Origin of the sequence: Actinoplanes teichomyceticus ATCC 31121 (genome assembly GCF_003711105.1) — a bacterium.
Classification (GTDB): Bacteria; Actinomycetota; Actinomycetes; order Mycobacteriales; family Micromonosporaceae; genus Actinoplanes; species Actinoplanes teichomyceticus.
Map to the genome: position 1 here is coordinate 4,640,524 of NZ_CP023865.1, position 26,372 is coordinate 4,666,895.

25 protein-coding genes are annotated in these 26,372 nt (G+C 72.9%); 20 read left to right on the forward strand and 5 right to left on the reverse strand.

Features of this window, described 5'->3' with window-relative positions; all coding sequences use genetic code 11:
* The first annotated feature begins 60 nt into the window (after positions 1-60).
* The 5 genes from ACTEI_RS20505 to ACTEI_RS20525 all read left to right on the forward strand — a co-directional run bounded on the left by ACTEI_RS20505 (position 61) and on the right by ACTEI_RS20525 (position 3,865).
* Positions 61-1,092 carry a LacI family DNA-binding transcriptional regulator gene (locus tag ACTEI_RS20505; RefSeq protein ID WP_122979126.1) on the forward strand — a complete coding sequence of 344 codons (1,032 nt, stop codon included), beginning with the start codon at positions 61-63 and terminating at the stop codon, positions 1,090-1,092.
* Positions 1,093-1,110: 18 nt separating this feature from the next.
* The gene (locus ACTEI_RS20510) at positions 1,111-1,761 is read left to right on the forward strand and encodes a glycoside hydrolase family 15 protein (RefSeq protein WP_262384783.1); all 651 of its coding nucleotides are present in this window, start codon (positions 1,111-1,113) and stop codon (positions 1,759-1,761) included.
* A gap of 55 nt (positions 1,762-1,816) precedes the next feature.
* A complete protein-coding gene (locus ACTEI_RS20515) occupies positions 1,817-2,074 on the forward strand; it encodes a hypothetical protein (protein ID WP_122979127.1) in 258 nt (85 codons plus the stop codon).
* A gap of 299 nt (positions 2,075-2,373) precedes the next feature.
* A complete protein-coding gene (locus ACTEI_RS20520; RefSeq protein WP_122979128.1) occupies positions 2,374-3,285 on the forward strand; it encodes a sulfite exporter TauE/SafE family protein in 912 nt (303 codons plus the stop codon).
* 49 nt (positions 3,286-3,334) lie between these two features.
* A complete protein-coding gene (locus ACTEI_RS20525; RefSeq protein WP_122979129.1) occupies positions 3,335-3,865 on the forward strand; it encodes a flavin reductase family protein in 531 nt (176 codons plus the stop codon).
* Between the two features lie 83 nt (positions 3,866-3,948).
* Here the strand turns inward: ACTEI_RS20525 and ACTEI_RS20530 are convergent, their stop codons facing one another.
* Positions 3,949-4,455 (reverse strand): DUF2267 domain-containing protein, encoded by a 507-nt coding sequence (locus ACTEI_RS20530; RefSeq protein WP_122979130.1) that lies wholly within the window; start codon positions 4,453-4,455, stop codon positions 3,949-3,951.
* Positions 4,456-4,760: 305 nt separating this feature from the next.
* Here ACTEI_RS20530 and ACTEI_RS20535 point away from each other — a divergent pair, with 305 nt between their 5' ends.
* Together ACTEI_RS20535 and ACTEI_RS20545 are read left to right on the forward strand one after the other, a co-directional pair.
* Positions 4,761-6,161, forward strand: coding sequence for an MFS transporter (locus tag ACTEI_RS20535; RefSeq protein WP_122979131.1), 1,401 nt, complete (start codon positions 4,761-4,763; stop codon positions 6,159-6,161).
* Positions 6,162-6,374: 213 nt separating this feature from the next.
* Positions 6,375-6,641 (forward strand): TetR family transcriptional regulator C-terminal domain-containing protein, encoded by a 267-nt coding sequence (locus ACTEI_RS20545; RefSeq protein WP_239082443.1) that lies wholly within the window; start codon positions 6,375-6,377, stop codon positions 6,639-6,641.
* A 142-nt stretch (positions 6,642-6,783) separates the two neighbouring features.
* Here ACTEI_RS20545 and ACTEI_RS20550 read toward each other — a convergent pair whose 3' ends face one another.
* Positions 6,784-7,431, reverse strand: coding sequence for a pentapeptide repeat-containing protein (locus tag ACTEI_RS20550; protein WP_122979133.1), 648 nt, complete (start codon positions 7,429-7,431; stop codon positions 6,784-6,786).
* 127 nt (positions 7,432-7,558) lie between these two features.
* Here ACTEI_RS20550 and ACTEI_RS20555 point away from each other — a divergent pair, with 127 nt between their 5' ends.
* The 5 genes from ACTEI_RS20555 to ACTEI_RS20575 all read left to right on the forward strand — a co-directional run bounded on the left by ACTEI_RS20555 (position 7,559) and on the right by ACTEI_RS20575 (position 13,638).
* Positions 7,559-8,530, forward strand: a complete 972-nt coding sequence (locus ACTEI_RS20555; protein ID WP_122979134.1) for a phosphotransferase — start codon at positions 7,559-7,561, stop codon at positions 8,528-8,530.
* A gap of 196 nt (positions 8,531-8,726) precedes the next feature.
* Positions 8,727-9,803 carry an alkene reductase gene (locus tag ACTEI_RS20560; protein ID WP_239082442.1) on the forward strand — a complete coding sequence of 359 codons (1,077 nt, stop codon included), beginning with the start codon at positions 8,727-8,729 and terminating at the stop codon, positions 9,801-9,803.
* Between the two features lie 35 nt (positions 9,804-9,838).
* Positions 9,839-11,146 carry a radical SAM protein gene (locus tag ACTEI_RS20565; RefSeq protein ID WP_122979136.1) on the forward strand — a complete coding sequence of 436 codons (1,308 nt, stop codon included), beginning with the start codon at positions 9,839-9,841 and terminating at the stop codon, positions 11,144-11,146.
* A 321-nt stretch (positions 11,147-11,467) separates the two neighbouring features.
* Positions 11,468-12,937 carry a cellulase family glycosylhydrolase gene (locus tag ACTEI_RS20570; protein WP_122979137.1) on the forward strand — a complete coding sequence of 490 codons (1,470 nt, stop codon included), beginning with the start codon at positions 11,468-11,470 and terminating at the stop codon, positions 12,935-12,937.
* Between the two features lie 68 nt (positions 12,938-13,005).
* Positions 13,006-13,638: a class I SAM-dependent DNA methyltransferase gene (locus ACTEI_RS20575; protein WP_122979138.1), complete on the forward strand. Its 633-nt coding sequence runs from the start codon at positions 13,006-13,008 to the stop codon at positions 13,636-13,638.
* Here the strand turns inward: ACTEI_RS20575 and ACTEI_RS20580 are convergent.
* Both ACTEI_RS20580 and ACTEI_RS20585 read right to left on the reverse strand, forming a co-directional pair.
* Complete coding sequence (locus tag ACTEI_RS20580) at positions 13,611-14,927, reverse strand: PQQ-dependent sugar dehydrogenase (RefSeq protein ID WP_203723689.1); 1,317 nt, start codon at positions 14,925-14,927, stop codon at positions 13,611-13,613. The genes ACTEI_RS20575 and ACTEI_RS20580 overlap by 28 nt on opposite strands.
* Positions 14,928-15,164: 237 nt before the next feature.
* Complete coding sequence (locus ACTEI_RS20585) at positions 15,165-15,359, reverse strand: hypothetical protein (RefSeq protein ID WP_122979139.1); 195 nt, start codon at positions 15,357-15,359, stop codon at positions 15,165-15,167.
* A gap of 551 nt (positions 15,360-15,910) precedes the next feature.
* On the opposite strand from ACTEI_RS20585, the gene ACTEI_RS20590 reads away from it, so the two are divergent.
* From ACTEI_RS20590 to ACTEI_RS20625, 8 genes are all read left to right on the forward strand, one after another.
* Entirely contained in the window at positions 15,911-16,534 is a 624-nt protein-coding gene (locus ACTEI_RS20590; RefSeq protein ID WP_122979140.1) for an AbfB domain-containing protein, read from the forward strand.
* Between the two features lie 806 nt (positions 16,535-17,340).
* Positions 17,341-18,567, forward strand: a complete 1,227-nt coding sequence (locus ACTEI_RS20595; protein WP_203723687.1) for an aspartate aminotransferase family protein — start codon at positions 17,341-17,343, stop codon at positions 18,565-18,567.
* Complete coding sequence (locus ACTEI_RS20600) at positions 18,564-19,628, forward strand: zinc-dependent alcohol dehydrogenase (RefSeq protein WP_122979142.1); 1,065 nt, start codon at positions 18,564-18,566, stop codon at positions 19,626-19,628. The genes ACTEI_RS20595 and ACTEI_RS20600 overlap by 4 nt, the downstream gene beginning before the upstream one ends.
* Positions 19,621-20,739, forward strand: coding sequence for a glycosyltransferase family 2 protein (locus ACTEI_RS20605; protein ID WP_122979143.1), 1,119 nt, complete (start codon positions 19,621-19,623; stop codon positions 20,737-20,739). The genes ACTEI_RS20600 and ACTEI_RS20605 overlap by 8 nt, the downstream gene beginning before the upstream one ends.
* On the forward strand, positions 20,732-21,523 hold the full coding sequence (locus tag ACTEI_RS20610; RefSeq protein ID WP_122979144.1) for an inositol monophosphatase family protein: 792 nt from the start codon (positions 20,732-20,734) through the stop codon (positions 21,521-21,523). The genes ACTEI_RS20605 and ACTEI_RS20610 overlap by 8 nt, the downstream gene beginning before the upstream one ends.
* Positions 21,524-21,571: 48 nt before the next feature.
* Positions 21,572-23,167, forward strand: coding sequence for a glycosyltransferase family 2 protein (locus tag ACTEI_RS20615; protein WP_122979145.1), 1,596 nt, complete (start codon positions 21,572-21,574; stop codon positions 23,165-23,167).
* Positions 23,164-24,039: an LLM class flavin-dependent oxidoreductase gene (locus ACTEI_RS20620; RefSeq protein ID WP_122979146.1), complete on the forward strand. Its 876-nt coding sequence runs from the start codon at positions 23,164-23,166 to the stop codon at positions 24,037-24,039. Before ACTEI_RS20615 ends, ACTEI_RS20620 begins: the two co-directional genes overlap by 4 nt.
* A 512-nt stretch (positions 24,040-24,551) precedes the next feature.
* Positions 24,552-24,761 (forward strand): hypothetical protein, encoded by a 210-nt coding sequence (locus tag ACTEI_RS20625; RefSeq protein WP_122979147.1) that lies wholly within the window; start codon positions 24,552-24,554, stop codon positions 24,759-24,761.
* Positions 24,762-24,839: 78 nt separating this feature from the next.
* On the opposite strand, the gene ACTEI_RS20630 is transcribed toward ACTEI_RS20625, so the two are convergent.
* Entirely contained in the window at positions 24,840-26,261 is a 1,422-nt protein-coding gene (locus ACTEI_RS20630; RefSeq protein WP_122979148.1) for a WGR domain-containing protein, read from the reverse strand.
* Positions 26,262-26,372 lie beyond the last annotated feature (111 nt).

Sequence of the window (26,372 nt, forward strand, 5' to 3'; positions counted from 1 at the left end):
CGGCGGCGCTCCGGGCACACGTCACGGAAAGCGCTCTCCGGTCGTGCTATAACTGCGGGCATGCAGACGCACCGGCTACCCACGCTCGAAGACGTGGCCCGCGTGGCGGGCGTCTCGCGGGCCACCGTCTCCCGGGTCGTCAACGGCGTCCGCAACGTCGACCCGCAACTGCACGAGCAGGTCTGGACCGCCGTCGAGCAGATCGGCTACGTCCCCAACCGGATGGCCCGCTCGCTGGTCACCCGGCGCACCGGCACGGTGACCCTGATCGTCTCCGACTCCGAGACGCACGACGACGACCCGTTCATGAGCCGGTTCTTCGCCGACCCGTACTTCGGCCGGGTCGTCGGCGGGCTGATGAGCGTGCTGCGCCCGGCCGCGGTGCAGCTCGCCCTGCAGATGGTCGGCGCCGACGGGCACCGGCGCCTGATCGGCGACCTGCGCAACGGGCAGGCCGACGGCGCCGTGGTGCTCTCCCTGCCGGCCCGCGACCCGCTGCCCGGCCTGCTCGCCGACGCGCGCATCCCGGCCGTGCTGATCGGCCGGCCCGCCGAGCCGGTCCCGATCAGCTACGTCGACCTGGCCAACGAGACCGGCGCGGCGCTGGCCGCCGACCGGCTCGTCGAGCGCGGCTGCCGGCAGATCGCGATGATCTCCGGACCCGCCGACGTGCCGGCCAGCCAGGACCGGATCACCGGCTTCCGCCGCGCGATGGCCCGGCACGGACACGCCTGGGTGCCCACCACCAGCGGCAACTTCACCCGGGAGAGCGGCGAGCAGGCGATGCGCGCCCTGCTGGCCGAGCAGCCGCAACTCGACGGCGTCTTCGTGGCCAACGACCTGATGGCCCTCGGGGCGCTGCTGGTGCTGCGCGACGCCGGCCGCCGGGTGCCGGACGACGTCGCGGTCGTCGGCTTCGACGACAGCAGCGCGGCGCTCGCCGCCCGGCCCGCGCTCACCACGGTGCGGCACCCGCTGGAGGACATGGCCGCCGACGCCGCCCGACTGCTGCTGGCCCGCGTCGACGACCCGGCGGCCCGGGTCAGCTCGGTGATCTACGAGCCGGCGCTGGTGCCACGCCAATCCGCCTGAGGAAAGTCGGAGGAGGGCATCTGGGAGACCCGCGGCGGCCGGCAGGACTTCACGTACGGTCGGCTGATGTGCTGGGTAGCCCTGGACCGCGGCATCCGGCTCGCGACCGAGCGCGGCCGCCCCGCTCCCGTCGGCCGCTGGCAGCGAGAACGAGACGCCGTCTACCGCCAGATCATGGACCGGGGATGGAGCCCCGAGCGGCGCGCCTTCCGGCAGCACTACGCCACCGACGTGCTGGATTCGTCCCTGCTCCGGATGGCGGCCGTCGGTTTCATCACCCCGGCGGACCCGATGTGGACGTCCACCCTGAGCGCCATGGACGCGGAGCTGGTCACCGACAGCCTGGTCTACCGATACGACCCCGCGGCCTCCCCGGACGGCCTGCCGGGTACCGAGGGGACCTTCTCGCTGTGTTCGTTCGCGTACGTCAACGCGCTGGCTCGCGCCGGCCGGCTGGACAAGGCGCGAGTGACCTTCGAGAAAATGCTGACGTACGCCAACCACGTGGGCCTGTACTCCGAAGAGATCGGACTGACCGGCGAGCAACTGGGCAACTTCCCGCAAGCGTTCACTGACCTGGCTCTCATCGACGCCGCCATCAGCCTCGACCGCGAACTGGACCTGCACCCGCGGTCCACGACGCAGCGGCGGTCCCCGGCCCTGTCCTGACAGCCGTGCCGCACGCCCAGGCGGGCAGCCGGCACCGGAGCCTCAGCCGGCGTACGTGACGGCGATCAGCAGGACCGCGACGCCGATCCACCGCACCCTCGCCGACGGCTGGGCCCTCGCCGAGCTCCACACCCCGGAAGGAGCCCGCCGCCCAGCCCTACCGGCGTTCCCGCACGACGACCACCACCGACCCCACACCGCCATCGGCAACACCTCACCCATCACCCGGTTGAACACCCCGGCCGGACATCACAGCTGGCCCGAGGTCCGCGCCGCTGCGGACGGTGTGGGCGCGGGTGGCGGCGGGCAGTAGAACATCAGGTCCGGCAGACCGCTGGATCGCGCCGACGGTCTGAGGTTGATTTCAGGGAACGACAGCTCAGCAGCGATCTCGAGCTCCAGCCGATCATGATATTGCCTCAGCGCTTCGGTCCTCTCGCTGCCCGGGCTCCGGGCTCCGGGCTCCGGGCTCCGGGCTCCGGGCTCCGGGCTCCGGGCTCCGGCGGACAATAGGCGGACGACGGGTCGCTGCGCACTGTGACGCCGCCAATACTTCCGAAAGCCTATAGGATCGATATAGATTAGGGCCGGTCGTCGGAAAGGAGGTCAGCCGTGCAACGACTCATCCTGTTCGTCCTCGTGGGCGTCGGGGCACAACTGGTCGACGGCGGCCTGGGCATGGCCTACGGCGTCACCTCCACGACTCTACTGCTGGCCATCGGCACCAACCCGGCCGCCGCCTCGGCCACCGTCCACCTCGCCGAGATCGGCACCACGCTCGCCGCCGGCCTGGCGCACTGGAAATTCGGCAACGTCGACTGGCGGGTCGTCTGGCGGGTCGGCATCCCCGGTGCGATCGGGGCCTTCGCCGGCGCCACCTTCCTCTCCCGGATCTCGACGGCCGCGGCCGCTCCGGTGATGGCCGTCCTCCTGCTGGTGCTCGGCGTCTACCTGCTGGTCCGATTCACCGCCTTCGGGCTGCCCAGCGGGCGGCTCGGGCTCCCGCTGCGGGCGAAGTTCCTCGCCCCGCTGGGCTTCTTCGGCGGCTTCGTGGACGCGACCGGCGGCGGTGGCTGGGGCCCGGTCGGCACCCCGGCGATCCTCGCCAGCGGCCGCCTGGAGCCGCGCAAGGTGGTCGGCTCGATCAACACCAGCGAGTTCCTGATCGCCATCGCCGCCAGCGTGGGCTTCCTGGTCGGGCTCGGCTCGGCGAACATCGATCTGCTTCAGGTCGCGCTGCTGCTGATCGGCGGGATGCTGGCGGCCCCGGTCGCGGCCTGGACGGTGCGGCACGTGCCGCCGCGGGTGGCCGGGACCACGGTGGGTGGCCTGATCATCCTGACCAACACCCGGACGCTGCTGCGCAGCGACTGGATCGAGGCCTCCGCCCCGGTCCGGAACGGCTGCTATCTCGCCATCGCCGCGATCTGGATCGCCGCGTCCGGCTACGCCCTGTACCAGTACCGCCTGCACCGCGACGAGGACCGCCTCGTCCTGGCCGAGGCCGCCGCACGGGCCGCCTGACCCCTCCGTTCAACCCACCAGCGCACGCCCGACGGTAAGGAAACCCCCCATGACCATCTCGCAGACCCCCGCGCCGTTCGTCACCAACCAGGACCTCGACCCGATCCGGCTGCGCCAGGCCTTCGGCGTCTTCCCCAGCGGGGTGGTGGCCGTCGCGGCGTCCGTCGACGGGCGTTACGTCGGGCTCGCGGCCAGCTCGTTCACGTCGGTGAGCCTGGACCCGCCGCTGGTGTCGTTCTCCATCGCCAACACCTCGAAGACCTGGCCGGACCTGCGGCGCGCGGACCACCTCGGGGTCACCGTCCTCGCCGCGCACCACGGGGCGGTCTGCCGGCAGCTCGCCGGCGCGGTCGAGCACCGTTTCGACGGGGTGCCGGCCTCGGTCTCCCGCAACGGCGCGGTGACCATCGACGACGGCCTGGCCCGATTCGACTGCACGATCTACCGCGAGGTGGAGGCCGGCGACCACACCATCGTGCTGCTGCGGCTGCACGCGGTGGACCACCCGGTGGACCCGACCGGCCTGGTGTCGCCGCTGGTGTTCCACCGCTCCGTGTTCGGCCGCATCTCGGCCGAGTGAGCCGCCGGGCCGGCCACATCTCGGCCGAGTGAGCCGCCGGGCCGGCTCCGGCGAGCGCGGAGCGGCCCGGGGCGCGGGGGTCTTCAGATCCCGGCGCTCTCGGCGCCGGACAGCCGGTACGCCGCAGCAGCCGCCAGCGGCATCTCCGCGACCGGCGCACCGGCCGGGGCCAGCGTGGTTTCCGCGCCGGCCCGCCAGGGCACCAGTGGACGGGACCGGAACAGCGGGCGCAGATCCATCGGCACCAGGTGCGCCAGCTCGGCCGGCGGCACGCCACGCCCGGTGACGTTCAGCTCGGCCAGCACCACCCGGGACAGGAACGCCGCGTCGGCGCCGTCGGCGTAGAGGCGCTCCGCGACCCGGCCGAGGAAGCGGCGGCAGTCCAGGATCTCGACGATGCGGCCGGTCTGCGGCTCGGGCAGTCGCTGCCGCAGCTCCTCCGGCAGCAGCATGGTGAGCCGGCGGTAGGCCGGCGCCGGCAGCAGCTCGCTGAGCACGCCGAGCACCGTGGCGGTGACGCGGCGGCTCTCGTTGCGCCCGTGCAGGCGCCCGTTCTTCTGAATGCGGGCCAGCAGATCGTCCTGGTCCATCGGTGCGCCTCCTTGCACCCCGGCACGGAGTTCCCGTGCCCCGGGGGCCGCCGCAGTACCCCGGCGGCCCGCCTCCAAACCGGAGTGTTGGGTACTTCACGATCCAGGGGGCCGGTCGGCCGCCGTCCGTGACGCGGCGATACCGATGCGGGCGGTACGGAGACGACCGTGGGCGTGGTGGCCGGACTCCCCCACCGCCGCAAGACCGGCATGTGATGCGGCATCGGGGCCGGTTTGCCCCCGATGACCGGGGGAAATGGCCGGAGGTGACACCAGATTCCGCACCCGCGAACCGCTGGCACGCGATGAGCGTCGCCCTGGTCGCGGGCTTCATGACCCTGCTCGACGTCAGCATCGTCAACGTGGCGCTGCCGTCGATCCGCGCCGATCTGCGGCTGGGCTCGGGTGAGCTGCAGTGGGTGCTGTCCGGTTACGCCCTCACGTTCGGGTTGCTGTTGGTCCCGTCCGGCCGGTACGGCGACGCCCGGGGCCGCCGCACCGCCTTCATCGCCGGTCTGGCGCTGTTCACCGTCTCCAGCGCGGCCGCCGGCCTGGCCACCGGCGCACTGTGGCTGATCGTCGCCCGGCTGGTGCAGGGCGCCGCGGCCGGCATGGTCAGCCCGCAGGTCTCCGGGCTGATCCAGCAGCTGTTCCAGCCCGCCGAGCGGGGCCGCCCGTTCGGGCTGCTCGGCGCCACCATCGGGGTGTCCACCGCGGTCGGCCCGCTGCTCGGCGGGCTGCTGATCCAGGTGTTCGGCGCCGAGCAGGGCTGGCGCTGGATCTTCTACATCAACGTGCCGATCGGTCTGGTGGCGCTCGTGCTCGGCGCCCGGTGGATCCCGGCCCGGCCGCCCGAGCAGCGCGAGCGGGAGAGCCTCGACCCGGTCGGCGTGGCGCTGCTGGGCGCCGGCGTGCTGCTGTTGCTCCTGCCGCTGGTGCAGGAGCGCGAGTGGACCGGTCCCGGCAAGTGGCTGCTGGCGCTGGCCGGGGTGGCGGTGCTGGCCGGGTTCTGGCGGTGGGAGCGCCGGTTCAGCCGCCGGGCCACCTCGCTGATCGAGCTGTCGCTGTTCACGGTCCGGTCGTACGCGCTGGGCACGCTGGTCGGCGTGCTGTACTTCGCCGGGTTCACGTCCATCTTCTTCACGTACACGCTCTTCCTGCAGAACGGGCTGCACTACTCGGCGCTGCAGGCCGGACTGGCGATCACGCCGTTCGCGCTGGGATCCGCGGTCACCGCGGCGGCCGGCGGGCGCCGGGTCGAGCGGACCGGCCGTACGCTGGTGGTCGCCGGTCTCGCGGTGGTCGCCGCCGGGCTGGCCGGCACGGTGGTGGCGCTGCACCTGTTCAGCGGTTCCGCGGCCGGCTGGGCCACCGTGGCGCCGCTGCTGGTCGCCGGGCTGGGCAGCGGACTGGTGATCAGTCCGAACCAGACGCTCACGCTGTCCGAGGTGCCGGTGCGCCGGGCCGGCAGCGCGGCCGCGACCCTGCAGACCGGCCAGCGCATCGGGGCGGCGGTCGGCATCGCGGGGGTCGGCGCGGTCTTCTTCAACCGTCTCGCCCACCACGGCGGCGACTGGGGGCTGGCATTCCGTACGTCACTGTCGATGACCATCGCCTTTGTCGTGGCCGCGCTGCTCGCCGCGACCGCCGACGTGCTCGCGGGCCGGCGTGCCGACCACTCGGAGCCCGCTCCGGTCGGCCGCTGACGCCGCCGGGGTCGGGGCCGCCGTCCGCTCAGCTGCCGGCCGCAGGGTTGCCCCGGCGTGGCACCCACAGGTCCCGGGCGTTGAGCGGTTCGCCACGCACCCGCCGGATCACCACGACGGTCACCACCACGGCCACGACGGCGGCCACGACCCATCAACGAGGACCTGCTCGCCGACTGGTTACCGCTCGACGAGCAGCGGCGCCGCGAGGCCGTGCTCCGGCACACCCTCACGGCGGCCGCCCGCACCCGGTCCGGACTGCGGCCGCACGCGCGGGCGCTGCGCGAGTCGATGTCCGCGGTCGTACACCGGGTGCTGACCGAGGCCCGCGCCGCCGGCGGTCTCGCCGCCGGGCTGGACATCGACCTGGAGACCGCCCGCCTCTACGCCCTGCTCGACGGTCTCAGCCTGCGGGCGGTCGCCGGCGAACCCGACTCGCCGCGCGCGGTGCTGCGCCACCACCTCGACACCCTGCCCTGACCGCCTGCGTGCGCGGCCGCCGCCGCGCGCCGCGGCGACGCCGCGCGGGTTCGGCACGGGGCTCGGCCGCCGGCCTACGGGCGGGGCCACCAGGGCGTACCGGAGAGGGTTGGCCGCGCGGTCCGGCGGCGACGGACGCGCGTCAGCGGACGACGATGCCCAGGGTCTGCGCCAGCGCGGGCGCGGCCTCGGCGAGCTGATCGTGGTCGATCACCGCGCCGCGCAGGGCGTCCCAGCCGTCGGCGACGTCCAGACCGCGGCAGCCGCGGAAGTCGAGCTTCTTCACGGTGACCCGGCCGAACCGGGCGCGCCGGATCGCCGAGCCCGGGAAGGTCACGCCGGTCAGGGTGGCCGAGCCGAAGTCGACCTCGGTCAGATCGCAGTCGCGGAATTCGACGTCCTGCAGGCGGGTGGCGCGCAGGTTCAGGCTGTCGATCTTGCAACCCTGCAGGACCACCCGGCGCCAGGTGCCGCCGTGGGCCTGCACTCCGGCCAGCACGCTGTCCAGGATGGTGACGTCGAGCAGGTCGGCCTCGACCCATCCGGCGCCGATCCACCGGGTACGCGCCATCCACACGTCGCTGAACCGGGCGCGGCCCAGGTCGCCCCCGGTGAACGTGGTGCCGGTGAAGACACTCTCGTCGAAGCGGGTGTTGCCCGCCCGCACGTCGTCGAACTCGGCGCCGTCCAGGTGGGCGCCGGTGTAGTCCTCGTCACGCTCCAGCTCGCCGGTGAACGGCCGCAGGTGCCGCGCGTAGGGCAGGGCGGCCAGGTCCTGGTGCACCTTCATGGCGTGGACGGTACCCGGCGGCCGCCCCGCGGGTCCGCACCGGTTCGGCGCCCCACCGGCGCGCCCGCCGGCCACGCGTCGCTGCGGCGCCTGTCGCGGGCGGCCGGGCCGTGATGGGATAGGCCGCATGAGCGCGCAGACGCCGGTGGTGCAGATGCTGTGGGAGGCACACGACCCGCACCAGGCGCTCAGCGCGAGGTTCGGCTTCCCCGACGCGCCGGCTGCCGGCCGCTGGATCGCCGACACGCTGGACGAGCACTGGGGCGTTCGCGTCGACTCCTGCGAGCGGATCGTGATGAGCGGAGGCAACGCGCTGGCGTGGCTCGGCACACCGTCCGGCCGGCTGCTCGCCAAGTGGTCCGTGGTGTCCGAGCGTTTCCCGCGCCTGGCGGCGGTGGCGCGGCTCACCAGCTGGCTGGAGGGCCGCGGGCAGCCGGTCTCGGCGCCGGTTCCCGCACGGGACGGCCGCCTCCAGGCCGAGGTCGGCGGTGTCTCGATCGGCCTGCAGCGGGTGATCTGCGGCGATCTCCTCGACATCGCCGACCCCGGTCAGGTGCGGGCGGCCGGAGCGGTGCTGGCCCGGTTGCAGGACGCGCTGGCGGCCTACCCGGACGCCGATCGGTTTCCCACGCCCCCCGGCGCGTCCGCGCCTCTGGCGCAGCGGGTCACCGGCTGGCTGGACGCCTGCGCCGAGCATCTGCCGGCGGCGGCTCGCGACGCGCTGCGCGGGCTGGTCGCCGGCGCGCCCCCGGACCGGCTGCCGCGGCAGCTGGTCCACTTCGACTACCGGTCGGCCAACATCCTGTGTGCCGGCGGCGAGGTCACCGCGGTCATCGACCTCGAGGAGGCCCGGCCCGAGCACCGGCTCGTCGAGCTGGCCCGCGCGGCGATCCTGCTCGGCACCCGGTACCACGACTGGGGGCCGGTGCCGGCCGAGGTCCGCGCGCAGTTCCTCGCCGGCTACCGGGCCGTGCGCCCGCTGGCCCCGGCCGAGGCGGACTGGCTGGACATCCTGCTGCTCTGGCAGGCCATGGCGATGGTGCCACCCGGCGACGACCCGACCGGGTGGGGGGCGTCCGCGCTGAGCCTGCTGCCATGACCGGTGGCGGAACCGGTGAGCCGGCCGTCAGCCGGTGACGTCGGCCAGCTGGTGACCCCGTCGTGCCGCAGCCAACGGCATGTCCCGGCGGTGTTCCGACTGCCGGTCCGCTGTGACGGTCCTCGCGGAATAGAGCGCCACCCGGGTCGAACGAGTCAGGATGGCCAGGTTCCGCCAAGATCGTGAGGAAACCGCGTTGACCGTCGAAAAGCTGTTCACCCCCGTGACGTTCGGCTCCCTGCAGCTGAAGAACCGCCTGGTGATGGCGCCGCTGACCCGTATCCGCGCCGACGAGCACGGCGTGCCCGGCGACCTGCTCGTCGAGCACTACCGGCAGCGCGCGTCGATGGGCATGATCATCACTGAGGGCACCTGGCCGGTGCGCGAGGGACGCACCTGGATCGGTCAGCCCGGCATCGAGACCGCCGAGCAGGTGGCCGGCTGGCGCCGGGTGGCCGACGCGGTGCACGCCGCCGGCGGCACGATCGTCATGCAGATCATGCACGGCGGCCGGATCTCGCACCCGGCGATCAGCGGCACCGGCCGTACCGTCGCGCCCAGCGCGCTGGCCGCGCCCGGGGAGATCCGCATCCCGGACGGCAAGGCCGAACTGCCGGTGCCGCACGCGCTGACCGCCGACGAGATCGCCGGGGTCGTCGCGGCGTTCGTCGCCGCCGCCCGCAACGCGATCGAGGCCGGCCTGGACGGCGTGGAGGTGCACGGCGCCAACGGCTACCTGATCCACGAGTTCCTGTCGCCGGCCTCGAACATCCGCACCGACGGGTACGGCGGGTCACCGGCGAATCGGGCCCGCCTGGCGATCGAGGTGGTCACCGCGGTCGCCGCGGCGATCGGCGCGGACCGTACCGGCATCCGGCTCTCCCCGGAGCACAACATCCAGGGCGCCCTGGAGACCGACCCGGACGACGTGCTCGCCACCTACCTGGCCCTGGCCGAGGGCATCGCGCCGGTCGGGCCGGCCTTCGTCGACATCCTGCACGCCGACCCGGCCGGCAAGCTGGTGCAGGGCATCCGGCAGACGGTGGGCGCGCCGGTCGTGGTGAACACCGGTTTCGCCTCGGTGACCACCCGCGACGAGGCGGTCCGGCTGGTCGGCGACGACCTCGCGGACGCCACCGCGGTCGGCCGGGCCGCGATCGCCAACCCGGACCTCGTCGAGCGCTGGACGCACGGGCACGAGGAGAACACCCCCGACCCGGACACCTTCTACACCGGCGGCGCCCGCGGCTACACCGACTACCCCACGCGCTAAGTAGCCTGATGACGAGCCGAGTATCAGGAGGATCCATGCAGTCGCGAACCGACCTCATCGAGGACTTGATGAGCCGTTTCCCGCACGTCCCGAGGGAAGCGGTGATCAAGGAGGACCTGCTGCGCGGCGGCCTGGCGTTCGACGACGCGGCGCTGACCGACAACGAGAACGGCGACGTGAAGCCGAAGTCGTACTTCATCTTCTCGTTCGACCACCGGACCCTGCCTGAGCTCGGCGAGGCGGCGCTGCGCCGGCCGCCGGAGGAGATCGTGCTCACCGGCGGGCCGTACGGCCTGCGCCGCACCGTGGTGTCGGTGCGCACGAACCCGGAGTCGCCGTACCGGGTGAAGCCGGACGCCGACGGCCGGCTGATGCTGTGGCTGGACGGCCGGGAGATCGCCGAGGTGGGGCTGCCGCCGATGCCGGACTATTACCGGCACACGCTGGCCAACGGCAAGCAGGTGATGGAGGTCGCCCCGACCATCCAGTGGGGGTACCTCGTCTACCTGACCGTGTTCCGGGTCTGCCAGTACTTCGGCGCCAAGGAGGAGTGCCAGTACTGCGACATCAACCACAACTGGCGCCAGCACAAGGCGGCCGGCCGGCCCTACACCGGGGTCAAGCCGGTCGACGAGGTGCTGGAGGCGCTGGCGATCATCGACCGGCACGACACCCTGCAGACCTCGCAGGCGTACACCCTGACCGGTGGCAGCGTCACCTCCAAGGTGGACGGGCTGGCCGAGGCGGACTTCTACGGGCGGTACGCGCAGGCGATCGAGGAGCGCTTCCCCGGCCGGTGGATCGGCAAGGTGGTCGCCCAGGCGCTGCCCCGCGCGGACGTGCAGCGTTTCCACGACTACGGCATCCGGATCTACCACCCGAACTACGAGGTGTGGGACAAGCGGCTGTTCGAGCTGTACTGCCCGGGCAAGGAGCGCTACGTGGGCCGCGAGGAGTGGCACCGGCGCATCCTGGAGTCCGCCGAGGTCTTCGGCCCGCGCAACGTGATCCCGAACTTCGTGGCCGGCGTCGAGATGGCCGCCCCGTTCGGGTTCACCACGGTCGACGAGGCGATCGAGTCGACCACCGAGGGGCTGCAGTTCTTCATGTCCCGCGGGATCACCCCGCGCTTCACCACCTGGTGTCCGGAGCCGACCACGCCGCTGGGCCGGACGAACCCGCAGGGCGCGCCGCTGGAGTACCACATCCGGCTGCTGGAGGCGTACCGGGCCACGATGGAGGCCAACGGCCTGACCAGCCCACCGGGGTACGGTCCGGCCGGGGCGGGCCGGGCGGTCTTCTCGGTCAGCTCCTTCATGGACAGCCTCCCTGCGGAGGACTGACCCGCGGGCCCGGTGGCGATCTCGCCGCCGGGCCCGCTAGTTTTTCCGGTACGCCGGATGACCGGTCACGCCGTGACCACCGCCGCCCGGCGCCGACGATCCCTGCACCGCCCCGGCCGGGGCTGCGCACCGCGTCGCCGGGGTGTCCCGCCGTGGCATCGGCGCCACGCGGTCCCGGCCGGTCCCGGTCGTACCGTGAGCAGCGGTACGACCGGCGCTCCCACTCTGCAACCTGTTTGCCCTCAGTCAAGGCCTGCAACCCGGGTGATACCCGCCGATCGAGACGGGCACCCCCGAAAAGCAACCTCACAAAGGGTTACGATGCAGACCTCGCGCTTCCGTTTCCGTGCCGCCCTCCTCGCCTCCTCGCTGCTGCTGGGCCTGGCCCTGCCGACCTCGGCGGCACACGCCGACACCGTCCCGGTGCCGACGCTCGCCGACCGGATGGCCGCCGTGACGACGGCCAAGTCCCTCAACTACTACCCGTCCAACGCCGGGTGGTCGGCGATGTGGACCGGCTTCGACCCGATCGCGATCGACGCCGACCTGGCCAAGGCCGCCGCGCTGGGCACCACCAACGTCCGGGTGATCGTCTTCCCGAACACGTTCGGCTACCCGACCCCGAAGGTGGAGTACACCGAGCGGCTGCGCAAGTTCATCAGCATCGCCGACTCGCACGGTATGACCGTCAAGCTGACCCTGTTCGACTGGTGGGACGCCTACAGCGACGTGGCGCGCAGCATCAGCTGGGCCAACGCGATCATCGACCCGTACAAGAACGACCCGCGGGTGCTCTCGGTGGAACTGAAGAACGAGTTCCAGCCGGACAACACCGCCGCGGTCGAGTGGGTCCGCCAGGTCATCCCGGCGATCCGGGCCGCCGCCCCGAACATGCCGCTGACCCTCTCGGTCGACGGCGGCACCGGCGCCGCCGGCATGGCGAAGATCAAGGCGTCGCTGACCGGCGCCCCGCTGGACTACTACGACTTCCACTTCTACGGCAGCTCGGAGCGCTCGCTCGCCGAGATCCGCAAGGCGCAGGCCGCGGTCGCCCCGGACCCGATCGTGATCGGCGAGACCGGTCTCAGCAGCACCGCCACCAGCGAGGGTGAGCAGGCCGCCTACCTGGCCCGGGTGTTCCGCGCCGCGGTCGAGGCCGGTGTCGGCTCGGTGGCGCCGTGGACGCTCAACGACTTCTCCGAGGGTGCGATCCCGAGCAACTCCATCGTCTCGACGATCCCCGCGCAGTACACCTACGGCCTCTACCGCGCCGACGGCAGCGCCAAGCTCGCCGCGACCGTGGTCCGCACCGCCTGGACCACCGGTACGACGCCGAACTCCATCCTGAACCTGGGCTTCGAGGCGCCGGCGAACGAGCTGACGTGGAAGCGGAACCTGCCGGAGGCCGGCGCGGCGGTGATCACCACCGAGACGGCCCGGACCGGCTCGTACTCCGCCAGGTTCACCGGCACCACCCGCACCACCGCCGGCCTGCCGTCGCTGCGCACCTCGCCCATCACGCCGGTGCAGCCGAACTACCGGTGGCGGGCCGAGGCGTACGCCCGCGGCGTGAACGCGACCGGCATCACCGAGATCTCGCTGAGCTGGTTCGACGCCAACGGCAAGTGGATCAGCGAGACCAAGTCGAGCCGGCTGCCGGCCGGCACCACCACCTGGACGAAGCTGTACGTGGAGACCACCGCCCCGGCCGGCGCCGCCGCCGTGCAGCTGCACCTGAAGTGTGCCGACAACTCCGGCACCGTCTACTTCGACGACGTCGCCATCTCCTGAAAACCCGCGCGCCTGTTCCGGAAGTCGGCTCGGTTGACTTCCGGGACAGGCGTTTCTACGTTCGCCGGATGGACGCCAAGACCGCCGAGCTGCGGCACGCGCACGACGTGCTCGCCGACTTCTACGTGGAGCATCTGGCCGGGCAGCTCGACGACGACCCGCTCGACCGCGCGATGCTCGACCTGTTCAGCGAGCACGTGCGCACCGTGGGCACGGACGTGGCGGACGTCGGCTGCGGGACCGGCCGGCTGCTGCCGTACCTCAAGGGATGCGGCCTCGCGCCGCGCGGGGTCGATCTGTCGCCGGGCATGGTGCGGGTGGCGCGCCGGGACCACCCGGAGTTCGCCGTCGAGGTCGCCGACCTGCGCGAGCTGCCGTTCCGCGACGGCGAGCTGGCCGGGGTGGTCTGCTGGTTCTCGCTGATCTTCCTGGCCCCGCACGACCGGGCGGGCGCCTTCGCCGAGCTGGCCCGGGTCGTCGAGCCGGGCGGCTTCCTGGTCACCGCGTTCAAGAACGCCGACGGCGCGCTGCGCCGCGGCGGGCGCCGCACGAATCTCGGCGTCGAGTTCGACACCTACTGGCTGTCGGCCGGCGAGATGCAGGAACGCCTCACCGCCGCCGGGTTCACGACGGTGTTCCTGGGCCACCGGCCGTTCGAGCCGGCGCCCGTGGGTTACCTGCTCGTCCAGAAGACCCGGTAGATCACGCCGGCCAGGTCGTCGCTGACGTAGATGGCCTGGTCCGGGCCGGGCACGGCCATCACCGGGCGGCCCCAGCGCCGGCCGTGCCCGTCCTGGAACCCGGACAGCAGGGTCTGCTGAGGGCCGAGCTTCCCGGCACGCCACCCGAAGAACGACACCTCGGGCGCCCGGGGCGGGTTGCGGTTCCACGAGCCGTGGATCCCGACCAGGGCGCCCACGCCGTACGGGGCCGGCAGCCCGGGGCCGGTCGTGAAGCTCAGGCCCAGCGGCGCGGAGTGCGCACCCATCGCCTGCTCGACCGGGGCCAGCCGCGAGCAGTCCAGCTTGTCGCCGTCCGGGTTCAGCTGCACGTCGCGGTCGAACGACAGGTCGGTGTCCGGATTGCAGTACGGCCAGCCCAGGTCCCGCCCCGGCGTCAGCCTGGCCAGCGGCTCGACCGGGTGGTCGTTGACGTACTTCTGGACGACCCGGCCCCGGTCGCCGTCGCCGTCGCCGTCGATGTCGCGGTCCTCGGGGTACGCGATGTTGTCCCGGCCGTTGACCGCGGTCCAGAGCGAGCCGTCCGGCGCGATCGCCAGCCCGGTCCCGTTGCGCACGCCGCGCGCGAACGTGGTGGGCCGGCCGCCACCGGCGGGCGCCTTGAGGATCGCGGCCCGCTCCGGGCTGGAGTCGCGGTCCCGCGCCGACACGTTGCCGGTGGACCCGACCGAGACGTAGACGGCGCCGTCCCGGCCGACCGCGACGCTCTTCAGCGCGTGCGCGTAGGCGCCGTGCAGATCGCGGCTCTTCGCATCGGGCAGGCCGCCGATCACCAGGCGCCGCCCGGAGACCGCGCCGTCACGATACGTGAACGCGTTGACCTGATCGCTCTCGGCCACGTAGAGGGTGTCCCCGGCGAAGGCCAGCCCGTGCGGCTGGTTCAGCCCGCTGACCAGGATGCGCTGCCCGGCCGGGCGGTCCGCGCCGGCCGGCGTCAGCGCGACGACGTCGCCGGACCTGGGACGCGAGACCAGCAGGCGCCGGTCCGGGGTCCAGGCCAGCAGCCGCGCCCCGGGCACCCGCGCCCAGAGACTCACCGACCAGCCGGCCGGGACCAGCATCCGCTGGCCGTCACCGAAACGCACGGGCGTGCTGACCCGCGGCGGCGCGGTGGCCGCCCCGGTAGCCGGCGCGGTGACCGGCGGTGCCGCCGAGGTGGGCGGCTCCGGCGGCTGCCCGTCCGCCACCGAACAGGCGGCCAGGGTGAGCGACAGACATCCGGCGACCAGCGTACGAGCAATGCTCCTCACGAGGCGTTTCTACCCGCTCACCGAGCCGGTCACCAGTCGAGCCGCCGGATCGGCCGGCGCCTGGGCCGTGCCGTTCCGGCGTGGGCGGCCCGGCGGGGCCGCGTGCCGCAGGGGCCCGGACCCGTGACGAGCTGGTCGAGGCCGCGCGCCGCGGTGGCCTCGGTGCGCCCGATCAGCGCGGGCCGGCCGCGACGAGCTGGTCGAGGCCGCGCGCCGCGGTGGCCTCGGTGCGCCCGATCAGCGCGGGCCGGCCGCGACGAGCTGGTCCAGGCCGCGCGCCGCGGTGGCCTCGGCGGGTTCCGCGTCGCCGCTGAGCGCGGCCATCTCGTCGGCGTCCAGCAGGTAGCGGTACGGGCAGAGGGACGGCCCCGGCGCGCTGCAGGCGCCGCACGGACGGCCGGGATCCACCACGCAACGCTCGTTGATCTCCATCTCCGCCTCTCCCCTCTCTGCCCTGCAAGCGTCGCCCACCGGCCGACCGGCCCCCAGGGCACAAGGTCCCGCCGGGCCCCGGCCCCCCGGCAGCCCGATTCCGGTTCCGGAGCGGCTCGTGGCCGATACACGATGGAATACGTACTTCATCTTTTTTGCAAGTCCGGTCATTTCCCCGGATTCCAGAGGCGGAAGTCCCGTCCCGGCTCGATGTCCGGCCCGCCGTTCGGTGACCCCGGTCCGGCGACGCCGATCACGGCGCGCGACCGGCCCGGCAGCCGGTGCGACGAAATCGGTCCCGGCCCCTCACCGATCCCACATGCCTGCGCAGCCCCGGTCACAAGCCGCCATCGGTCCGGCATACCGGCGCGGCGAGATCAATCCTGGCCCCGCCACCGAGCCGGCATGCCTGCGCAGCCCCGGTCACGACCCGCCATCGGTCCGGCATGCCCGTGCGGCGAAATCGATCATGGCCCGCCACGGTCCGGCGTGCCGGCGCGGCACAGCCGGTCGCCTATAGTCGGCCGGGCGCGCACCAGGAGGAAGCGACAATGACCATCTACGGCCGTGGCGGTGTCGACGTCCGGGACCGCCGCCGTCTGCACCCCGGCGTTCTCGCTCTCGCCGCGACGGCCGGGGTCAGCACCCTGGCCGCGGTCGCCTACTTCGCGCTGCGCTCACCGGCGGAGACCCCCGCCGCCACGCCCGCCACGGCGGCGCCGGTGACGCCTTCCGCCCCGGCCGCCACCCCCGCGTCCTCGCCGGCCCCGGCCACGCTGAGCAGCGGGTCGTGGATGATCTCCCCGGCCGACGACAAGGACAGCTACCTGACCGCCGACGGAGAGTACGCCGCGATGTCGGACGTCGCGACGGCACTCACCGTGGTCGGCGGCCTGGCCGACGACTCCTGTTTCAGCTTCCGCAACGAGGACGGCGAGTACCTGCGCCACTACGACTACCGCCTGCGTGTCGACCCGCCGGAGGACGAGGACCTGTTCCGCCAGGACGCCACCTTCTGCCCGGACGGCGACCGGTCCGCGGCGGCGTTCCGCCTGCGCTCCAAGAACTACCCGGACCACTTCGTGCACCGGCGCGACACCGAGCTCTACATCGACGAGCCGACCGGCGACGCCGACTTCGTCGCGGAGACCTCCTTCACCGTACGGGCTTCCTGACCCTCTGCCGCACCGGCGAACCCTCGACGGCCGGTCCGCCGCGCCGGTCGCCGAGCGGCCGCGCCGGTCGCCGGTCCGGCCGCGCGCGAACGGAGCCGCCACCGAGCCGAGCGGCCGGGAGGACGCACCGCCACAAGGGCGGGCCGCCGCGGGACCGGGGCCACCGAGTGGCCACGACGGCGCCGCACAGCCAGCCGCCCAGCGACAACGACGACACCCCCGCCGCCGGCCGCCGGGTGACAACGACGACACCGCGCCGCCGGCCGCCGGCCGGCCACGACGGCGCCGCGTGCCCGACCGCCGGGCCCGAAATCCATAGATAATGGCGAAAGCCTTTAACGGGTTGGCAATTTTTTCTTTTCCAGCTCGAAATGGATAACCATTCCGTAACCTGCCGGAAACGAGTTCCGGATCACCCCCATGACCGCCCGTGATTAAGCGCACACGCCCCTTCATGCGCAGGTCAACAGCAGTTTCGAGGCCCTCGCAAGCGAACCCGCCTTGACGCGCCGAGCACCTGACCACCACTGTGGATTCAGCGCTCCTGGGAGCGCTTCCACTTCGCATCCGCATATCACTCCAGGGAGTTCCCTGCTAGCTCGCTTAACCGGTTCACCTGAAACCGGAGCACCGTCTTCCCGACTCCGGAGAAAATCCGGTCACGGCGGCTGCCGCCGGCGCCGGCCGGCGGAGTCGTCAGCACCACGGCCAGGGCCGGGCCGAGCCTGCGCCAGCGACCGTACCGAGACCCGGGCCCTATCGACGCGGAAAGGCCAACCATGAGTTCGAGTGTCGTCCAGAGACCGTTGACCGGCCTCCCAGACTACGCAGGAGACGGGATCTACCTGCATGTTCGCGGGGAACGCTACATCGACTGCGCATCCGGGACGTTCAACGTCTCGCTGGGTTACAACGCCCCGGGCATCATCGCCGCGCTGCACGAGCAGCTGGACCGCGTCGCTCACCTGTCCTCCGAGTTCACCCGGGACAAGTCGGCCGAGATCTTCGAGCTGATGCGCGACGAACTGCCGCCGCACATCGGGGCGTTCTGGCTGCGTGACGTCACCGGTTCCGGCGCCAACGAGGCGGCAATAAGAATTGCCCAGAAGGCGACCGGCAGATCGGACATATTCTCGCTCTTCCTGTCGCATCACGGACAGACGGTGGGCACCACCGGAATCTCCGGCAACGCTTTCCGTCAACGCAGCTTCACACTTCCGTTCGCCAATTCCGTCAAAATTCCGGCGCCCGACTGCGGAAACTGCTTCTACGGTCAGGTCGCCGACCGGTGCGGCATGCTGTGCGCCCGCCGGCTCGAGGACTTCGTGGAATACGCCTCGAGCGGTCAGGTGGCGGCCGTGGTCGTCGAGCCGGTGATGGGCAACGGCGGGAACATCGTCCCGCCACCCGACTACTACCGGGTGCTGCGCGAGACGTGCGACAAGCTCGGCGTTCTGATCATCGCCGACGAGGTGCAGACCGGCTTCGGGCGTACCGGATCGTTCTTCGCCTCCACCGGCTACGCCGCGGCCCTGCGCCCGGACATCATCACCTTCGCCAAGGGCGCCGGAGGCGTCGGGATCCCGGTCGCCGGCGTGCTGATGCGGCCGGAGCTCGACGTGCTGGAATCCTGGGAGCACTCCAGCACCTCCGGCGCGAACCCGCTCGCGCTGGTCGCCCTGGAGGAGACGATCCGCTACATCAAGGACCACCGCGTCCTGGACAACGTGGCCGCCGTCGCCGGGCCGCTGCACCGTGGCCTGCTCGCCCTCGCCGCCGCCTTCCCCAGCATGTCCGGGGTCCGCGGGGTCGGCCTGATGCAGGCGTTCGACCTGCCCACCAGTGTGGACGTCGAGCAGTTCATCGCGCTCGGCCGGCAGCACGGCCTCATCCTGCGCGGCAGCCGGTACGGCTTCGGCCGCACCGTGAAGGTGCGCCCGCCGCTGATCATCACCCGCGAGCAGGTCGACGAGCTGCTCACCCGCCTGCACGACACCCTGCGGTCCTACGAGAAGGAGGCCACCCGGCCGTGAAAGCCCTCACATACCACAGCGCCTGGGACGTCGAGCTGCGCGACGTGCCGGACCTGCACGTCGCCGGGGACGACGACGTGGTCGTCGACGTGCGGTACTGCGGCATCTGCGGCACCGACCTGGGCATCGTCTCCGGCTCCTACCCGGTCGCGGTCAGCGGCGTCACCCTCGGTCACGAGGCGAGCGGCATCGTCGCGGAGGTCGGCTCCGCCGTCACCAGCGTCGCGGTCGGCGACCGGGTGGTGATCAACCCGACCCCGTACTGCGGCCGCTGCCGGATGTGCCAGACGCAGCGGATCAACCACTGCGTCAACAAGCACGGCACCGAGAGCGGGGTCAGCTACGACGGCGCGTACGCCGGCCGCTACCGGACCACCTCGGCGTTCGTGCACCGGGTGCCGGACCGGGTGTCGTTGCAGGCGGCGGCGCTGACCGAGCCGCTCAGCTGCGTGGTGGCCGGGGCGCGCAAGCTGCAACCGCCGTCGCTGAGCGCGCACACGTACGTCTTCGGCGCGGGTCCGCTCGGGCTGCTCTACACCTGGGTGCTCTCGCTCAAGGGCCTGACCCCGGTGCTGATCGAGCACTCGCCGGCCCGCCTGGAGTTCGCCCGGGACCGGCTGCCCGACGGCTCCGCCGCCTACCAGTCGCTGGAGGAGGCGCGCAGCAAGTACTTCAACGATCCGCAGGCACCGCTGGACGTCGTCGTGGACACCACCTCGACGCTGCTGGAGGAGCTGTTCCCGCAGATGGCGTGCGGGGGAACGTACATGTCGATCGGGTTGAAGGAGAAACTCGCCTCGATCGACACCATGCTGCTGGCCGACCGGAGCCTGTCCGTCATCGGCTCGATCGACTCGCTGCACGGCTCGTTCGTCGAAGCGTTTCACCTGATCACCAGCGGCCGGATCCCGGCGGAACGGCTGGTCAGCCACGTCGTGCCGCTGGCCGAGTACCGGCGCGGGTTCGCGGCGCTGGGCTGCGACATCGACGGTCGCCGGATGCGCCCGGCGGACCAGGCCAGCTGCAAGGTCCTGATCGCGCCGGGCGGCGTCGATGAGTGAGCGCCGGATCAGCGTCGTCGTCCCGTACCGGCAGCGCGCCGACAACCTGCGGCTGGCGCTGTCCGCCCTGGCCGAGCAGACCCTGGCCGCGGACGGGTTCGAGGTGGTCGTCGGCGCCATGGAGTACAGCGACGAGTACCTCGACGTGTGCCGCGAGTTCACCGACCGCCTCCCCATCGTCTCGGTGCTGTCCGCCCGGCCGTGGCAGGTCGGGCAGGCCCGCAACCTCGCCCTGCGCCAGGCCACCGGGGACGTGGTGGTGCTCATGGACGTCGACATGGCGCTGCCGCCGCGGTGCCTGGAGGACCTCTGGGAACGGCACTTCGCGTACGGCCAGAACGTCTGCGTGGTCGGCCAGATGATCGACTACGACAACAACACCGGGGACGTCACCGCGGTCGACGTGCTGCCGTACGAGCACTACCGCAAGGTGCTGGCCGACCTGGAGGCCACCGGCCCCGGCGACCAGGACCCGCGGCTGTCGGCCCGGCACGTCATCCCGTGGTCGTTCGCGTGGACCGCGCTGATCGCCCTGCCCCGCTCCCTGATCGTCGACAACGGGCTCTGGTTCGACCTGGGCTTCCACGGCTACGGCGTGGAGGACCTGGAGTGGGCGTACCGGGTCGGGCGCACCGGCACCCCGATCGTCATGGGCCGGGAGTTCTTCGGCGTGCACCTGCCGCACGTGCGCAGCGTCGCGGCGAACAAACGGACCGAGGCCCCCAACTACCGGTACTTCCTGGCCAAGTGGCCCGGCCCGGACGTGGAGCTGGCCTGCGCCTTCGGCGACTTCGAGGCCAACGAGCGGTACACCGGGTTCCGCCGGGCGCTGGCCGAGGTCACCGGCCGGCCCGGAGGCACGCTCACCGTCGTCCGGGGCGTGGTCGACGGGCGCAGCGAGCTGGTGGCCGGGGTCGTCCCCGGGACGACCGGCGTGCTGCCGGCCGGCGCGACCGACGTGCAGGTGCTCCCGCTGGCCGGGCTGGCGCTGCCGTACCCGGACGGTGGCGTCGACCGCTGCCGGGTGCTCGACCCGGTGCACGCGCTGCCGGAGCCGTACCGGGAGAGGATCCTCGCCGAGGTGCGGCGGGTCGGCGGGTCCGGTGCCTGACACGGCCGATCCCGCGCTGCTGCGGCGACTGCTCACGGTGGCGGTCGAGGCCGCGCACGCCGGCGGCGCGGTGCTGCGTGGCGCCGGCCCGGCGGTCGCGGCCAGGCACAAGTCCTCGCCCACCGACCCGGTGACCGCGGTGGACCTGGCCAGCGAGACCGCGATCGCCGAGGTGCTCGGCGCCGCCCGCCCGGACGACGGGTTGCTCGGTGAGGAGGGCGCCGCCCGGGCCGGCCGCACCGGTCTGCGCTGGGTGGTCGACCCGGTGGACGGCACCACGAACCTGCTCTACCACTCCCCGCACGTGACGGTGAGCGTGGCCTGCGAGCGGCTCGCCGGGGACGGGACGCGCTGGCAGCCGCTGGTCGGCGTCGTGCACGACCCGTCCCGCTCGGAGACCTTCACCGCGACGTACGGCGGCGGGGCCCGGCTCAACGGGACGCCGATCCGGGCCAACGACCCGGTGCCGCTGGACCGCGCGCTGGTGGCGACCGGCTTCGCGTACGGCGCCACGTCGCGCTCCCGCCAGGCGGCGACCGTGCGGGCGCTGCTGAGCCGCGTGCGTGACCTGCGCAGCCACGGCAGCGCCGCCCTGGAACTGTGCTGGCTCGCGGCCGGCCGCTGCGACGCCTACTACGAGGACGAGCTGGCGCGCTGGGACTGGGCCGCCGGAGCGCTGATCGCCGCGGAGGCGGGCGCCACGGTCTCCGCCCTGGGCACCGGTGTGCTCGCCGCCGGTCCCGCGCTGCACCCCGCCCTCGCCGAAGTCGTCGAGCGGCCCTGACTCCCCCGCCGCCTTCGGGCGGCCCCTCTCCGACAGCGAAGGATCACCATGTCGCCCTATCGCGTTCAGCAGGTCACCGACCGTGACCCGCCCTACCTGCCGCTGCTGTTCCACACGTTCATGGTTCTCGCGCCGGTCTTCGTGATCTGGCGTACCGCGGTGGTCAACTGGGGCGTCTGGTACGGCCCCCTGGCCTGGCTCGCCGAGATGTTCGCCGTCGGCACGACCGCCCTGTTCGTGCTGTCGCTGCGCCGGCGCACCCGGCCGCTGCCCCGGACCGTGCAGCCGCCCCTGACCCGCACGGTCGACATCCTCGTGCCGACGGTCGACGAGCCGCTTCCGGTCCTCGAACCGACCGTGCTGGGCGCGTTGCGGGTCCGCGGCGTCCGCGACGTCATCGTGCTCGACGACGGCGTCCGCGAGGAGGTCCGCGGCATGGCGGCCCGTCTCGGCGCGCGCTACCTGCCCCGGGCCAGCAGCGCGGGGGCCAAGGCCGGCAACCTCAACCACGGTCTGCTCGCGACCGACGCCGAGTTCGTGGTCACCCTCGACGCCGACCACGTGCCGCTGCCCGAGTTCATCGAACGCACCCTGGGCTACTTCGACGACCCGGACGTCGCCGTCGTGCAGTCACCGCAGTCGTTCTACAACACCGAGTCGTTCACCTTCCGGCGCCGCCGCGGCGTCGACGGTGGATGGCACGAGCAGGAGATGTTCTACGGCGGCGTGCAGCCCACCAAGAACAGCACCAACAGCGCCATCTACACCGGCACGTCGGCGATGCTGCGGCGCAGCGCGCTCGACTCGGTCGGCGGCTTCGCGCCGGACACCTCCACCGAGGACATCCACACCTCGCTGCGGCTGCACGCGCGCGGCTGGAAGTCGGTCTACCTGGAGTCGCCGCTCGCGTACGGGCTCGAGGTGGAGAACCTGCGCCAGTACTACGGCACCCGCCGCCGGTGGGCGATCGGCAGCCTGCACCTGCTGTTCCGCCACCCGGACTCGCCGCTGCGCGTCCGCGGGCTGACCTGGCACCAGCGGCTCAACTACCTGAGCGCGATGGTCGCCCACCTGCAGGGCCTCAACCGGCTGCTGTACCTGCTGATCCCGGTGGCCGCCCTGACCACCGGCGTCGCCCCGGTGCACGGCCCGTACGCCGTCTACGGCTTCGCCTTCCTGGCGTTCACGATCTTCTCGATCTGGATCGTCGTGCGGTTCGGCCGCGGCCACTACCACATGCTGCACAGCGAGGCCTTCGCGGTCGCCGACACCCTGCCGATGATCGCCGCCCTGCCCGCCGCGTTCCTGGGCGAACGCGAGTTCGGGGTGACCCAGAAACGCACCGAACGCACCACGGACCGCCGGCTCAAGTGGGCGTACCGGATCTTCGCCCTGGCCGAGCTGTTCGCGCTCGGCTTCGCGGTGACCCGTCTGGTGCGCGGCGAGCACGTGGTCATCGCCGCCTGGTCGGCGGCGTTCCTGGCGCTGAGCTCGGCGTACGTCCTGGTCTTCCTGGCCGGCATGGAGCGGTACGAGCGCAGCCCGGTGGTCCCGTGGTACCGCCACCTCGGCCCGGAGGACCTCTATCACCGCATCGTCGGCCGGCCGGCCGAGGTGGAGCCCGACCGGGTCGCGGCGCGGTGACGACCCTCGGCGCGGTCCTGCTCCCGCAGCTGCCTCCGGAACGGATGCGCGACGTGGCGCAGGCCGCCGACGAGGCCGGCCTGCCGGAGCTGTGGCTGTGGGAGGACTGTTTCCTGACCAGCGGTGTGGCCGCCGCCTCGGCCGCGCTCGCCTGGACCCGGCAGGTACGCGTCGGCGTGGGTCTGCTGCCCGCGCCGCTGCGCAACGTGGCGCTGACCGCGATGGAGGTCGCCACGCTGCACCGGCTCTTCCCGGGCCGGGTGCACATCGGTGTGGGGCACGGCGTGCAGGACTGGATGGCCCAGGTCGGCGCGCGTGCCGAGTCGCCGATGACGCTGCTGCGCGAGTACGTCACCGCCCTGCGCGCCCTGCTCGCCGGCGAACGGGTCACCGTGCACGGCCGGTACGTGCGCCTCGACCGCGTCGCGCTGGACTGGCCGCCGGCCGCGCCGGCGCCGGTGCACGTCGGGGCGGTCGGGCCGCGCACCCTGCACCTGGCCGGCGAGGTCGCCGACGGCGCGATCCTCACCGGCGGCACCACCCCGGCGCAGGTCAGCGCGGCCCGCGACCGGGTGCTGCGGGGCCGGGAGGCGGCCGGCCGCGCCGATCCGCCCCGGATCACCGTCTACCTGCACGCGGCCACCGGTCCGGATGCCGCCGCCCGGATGGCCGCCGAACAGGCCCGCTGGGGGTACCCCGGCGGCGACGACGACCGGACGGTCACCGGCGACGCGGCCGAGATCGCCGCACAGGTGCGGCGGTGGGCGCGGGCCGGGGCGGACAGCGTGGTGCTGCAACCCACCCCGGACGACCCGGACCCCGAGGGGTTCGTCCGGTTCGTCGCCCAGGATGTGCGGGCGCTGCTGGACTGAGCCGCCCGGTACGCGGCCCGCCCCGTAGCGGACGCCCACCGGCCACCTCCCGCCGTGGACGCGCGGCCCGGGCTCGCCGCTCCGCGCGGCGCCCACCGGCCACGGCGACCGGCTCGGCGGCCGGGGCGTCGGCGGGTGCGCCGCGGCGCCGGTGAGCACCGATCGGTCAACGACCGGTCTGGAGACCGGGCAACGACCCGGGACAGGGTGTCCTCGTCGGACCACGAGGAGGACACCGCCGGGGACCGGCCGGCGGGCGGCCGGCGGGCGCCGCCCCGGCGACGAGCGATACCACACGATCACCGCGCGCCGGCCCGTACTGGAACGGGCCTCCGCCGCCGTTGCCGAGCGCACGCCCGGCGTGACCGTACGCCGTGGGGCGGAGGTGGCCGCGCTGCTGCGCGGCCCGGACCGGATCCCGGGCCGGCCGCAGGTGGCCGGCGTGCGCTCCCGCGACGGCGAGGAACTGCGGGCGTCACCTGCCCGGCGACAACGGCACCTGGTCGTTCGTCATGGTCATCTCCAGCCGGGACCGCGCCCTGCGCGGCCTGCGCGAGGAGCAGGCGTGGCAGCGGGCGGCGAAGCTGTTCCCGGCGGTGGCCGAGCCGGAGGAGGCGCTCGCGGCGCCCGGGCTGGTGGAGACGGTGCTGGCGCTGGGTGGCGGGATCCCGTGGGCCGAGGCCGGCCCGACCCGCGCCGCGTTGCTGGCCGCCCTCGACTAGGCCGGGTGCGGCCGGCGCGGACCCTGACGGCCGGGCCGGCGGCGGGAAGCACCCGCCGCGGACCGGCCGTCACGGGTGTCACACCAGGCGGCGGATCTCGCCGTACGCCCGGTAGAAGCCGCCCCGCGCCGCCTCGCGCACCCCGGTCACCACGAAGCGGCTGCCCGGTTCGCGGATGCCCTTCGGGAACTGCACCTGCCAGTCACCGCGGTAGCCCGGGGACAGCACCCGGACCCGCACCCGGCCGCCGACGTCGACACATTCGACCAGCACGCCGTCGGTGGCGTCGTGGACCACCTCGACCACCGTGGACGGGGTGACCTCCGGCATCCGCGGCGGCGCCTTCACGTCCACCGGCTGCGGCACGGTGCCGCCGATCGCCGAGCGGATCGCCGCCTCGCTGGCGTCGATGCAGGCCAGTGACCCGTCCGTGGTCACGATGTAGAGGCGCTCGTCGTGGTACTGCATCGAGTACGCCGAGCCGCAGCCGGTGGACAGTTTCCACAGCCGGGTGCCGGCGGCGTCGAAGCAGTAGATCGACGACGCGCTGTCGCCGGCGAAGACGTAGCGCCCGTCCGCGGCGGTGGCGCACGAGAACACCGGGCCGTCGCACCGGTACGCCTGCCGCAGCGACCCGTCTTTACCCAGCTCGACGACCTCCCGCCCGGACGTTCCGGCGTAGAGCGTGTCGCGCTCCTGCCAGCCGAACAGCACCGGCCGGGTCTTCATGTGCCACAGCTCCCGCCCGGTGCGCCAGTCGAAGCTGGACACTCCGGCGGCGTTGCCGTGATGCACGGCGGTGGCGTCGCAGCGGACCATCCACGCCGACCCGCCCCGGCCCGGCCGCTGCCAGAGGAACTCGTCCTCGTGGTCGATCGCCGAGATCCCGCCCTTGGCGTCGGACACCCCGAGCACGCCGTCGTGGATGTCCAGCCAGTAGATGTCGATCTCCGGGGCGATCCGGTACGCCAGGCGGGGCACCTTGCCGGACAGGTCGTAGACGTTGCCGTCGTCGCAGCCGGCGTAGATCCAGCCGTCGTCGGCGACGATGCACTTCACCCCGTCGGGCAGCCGGACCTGCTGGAGCACGGTGGCGTCGTGGCCCAGGGTGGTGATCAGCCCGTTCTCGTTGCCGACCATGCAGACGTCGTCGTCGACGAAGATGCCGAACGCCGGGGAGCCGGACCGGTAGCGCCAGAGCATCGGCGCGCGCGTCGCCGTGGACCGGGTGCTGACGATCTGCCGCCGGGACACCGACCGTTTCTGCCGGCCACCGGGGACCGCCGGGGCGTACCCCTTGCGGACCTTCTCCCCGATCTTCTTCGACGCCTCCGCCCGGGCCTTCTCCCCGGTGGCGAACGACGACTGCTTCACCTGCCCGCGGTCGCCAATCCGGCCGTACCGGATGGTCAGCTCGGTGCCGTCGACCGTCACCTCGTAGAACTTGTGCGCACTCCCGCTGTCTTCGGAGAGTTCGAGGTAGGTCGTGTCGGCAGGCATCACAGCCACCTTTCGTCAGGCGTTCGGGTCCAGCAGTGCCGAAACCGTAGCGGCGGGGTACGACAAAAGCTCCCCTGTGGACGACGGCACCGTCCGTTCAACCGGGCCGAC

Coding starts and splice junctions, on each gene's coding strand:
- ACTEI_RS20625 (WP_122979147.1), top strand. CDS start 24,552: ATGGTCATCTCCAGCCGGGACCGCGCCCTGCGCGGCCTGCGCGAGGAG.
- ACTEI_RS20555 (WP_122979134.1), top strand. CDS start 7,559: ATGAGCGCGCAGACGCCGGTGGTGCAGATGCTGTGGGAGGCACACGAC.
- ACTEI_RS20585 (WP_122979139.1), bottom strand. CDS start 15,359: ATGGAGATCAACGAGCGTTGCGTGGTGGATCCCGGCCGTCCGTGCGGC.
- ACTEI_RS20550 (WP_122979133.1), bottom strand. CDS start 7,431: ATGAAGGTGCACCAGGACCTGGCCGCCCTGCCCTACGCGCGGCACCTG.
- ACTEI_RS20630 (WP_122979148.1), bottom strand. CDS start 26,261: ATGCCTGCCGACACGACCTACCTCGAACTCTCCGAAGACAGCGGGAGT.
- ACTEI_RS20575 (WP_122979138.1), top strand. CDS start 13,006: ATGGACGCCAAGACCGCCGAGCTGCGGCACGCGCACGACGTGCTCGCC.
- ACTEI_RS20565 (WP_122979136.1), top strand. CDS start 9,839: ATGCAGTCGCGAACCGACCTCATCGAGGACTTGATGAGCCGTTTCCCG.
- ACTEI_RS20505 (WP_122979126.1), top strand. CDS start 61: ATGCAGACGCACCGGCTACCCACGCTCGAAGACGTGGCCCGCGTGGCG.
- ACTEI_RS20615 (WP_122979145.1), top strand. CDS start 21,572: ATGTCGCCCTATCGCGTTCAGCAGGTCACCGACCGTGACCCGCCCTAC.
- ACTEI_RS20590 (WP_122979140.1), top strand. CDS start 15,911: ATGACCATCTACGGCCGTGGCGGTGTCGACGTCCGGGACCGCCGCCGT.
- ACTEI_RS20605 (WP_122979143.1), top strand. CDS start 19,621: ATGAGTGAGCGCCGGATCAGCGTCGTCGTCCCGTACCGGCAGCGCGCC.
- ACTEI_RS20530 (WP_122979130.1), bottom strand. CDS start 4,455: ATGGACCAGGACGATCTGCTGGCCCGCATTCAGAAGAACGGGCGCCTG.
- ACTEI_RS20570 (WP_122979137.1), top strand. CDS start 11,468: ATGCAGACCTCGCGCTTCCGTTTCCGTGCCGCCCTCCTCGCCTCCTCG.
- ACTEI_RS20525 (WP_122979129.1), top strand. CDS start 3,335: ATGACCATCTCGCAGACCCCCGCGCCGTTCGTCACCAACCAGGACCTC.
- ACTEI_RS20535 (WP_122979131.1), top strand. CDS start 4,761: ATGAGCGTCGCCCTGGTCGCGGGCTTCATGACCCTGCTCGACGTCAGC.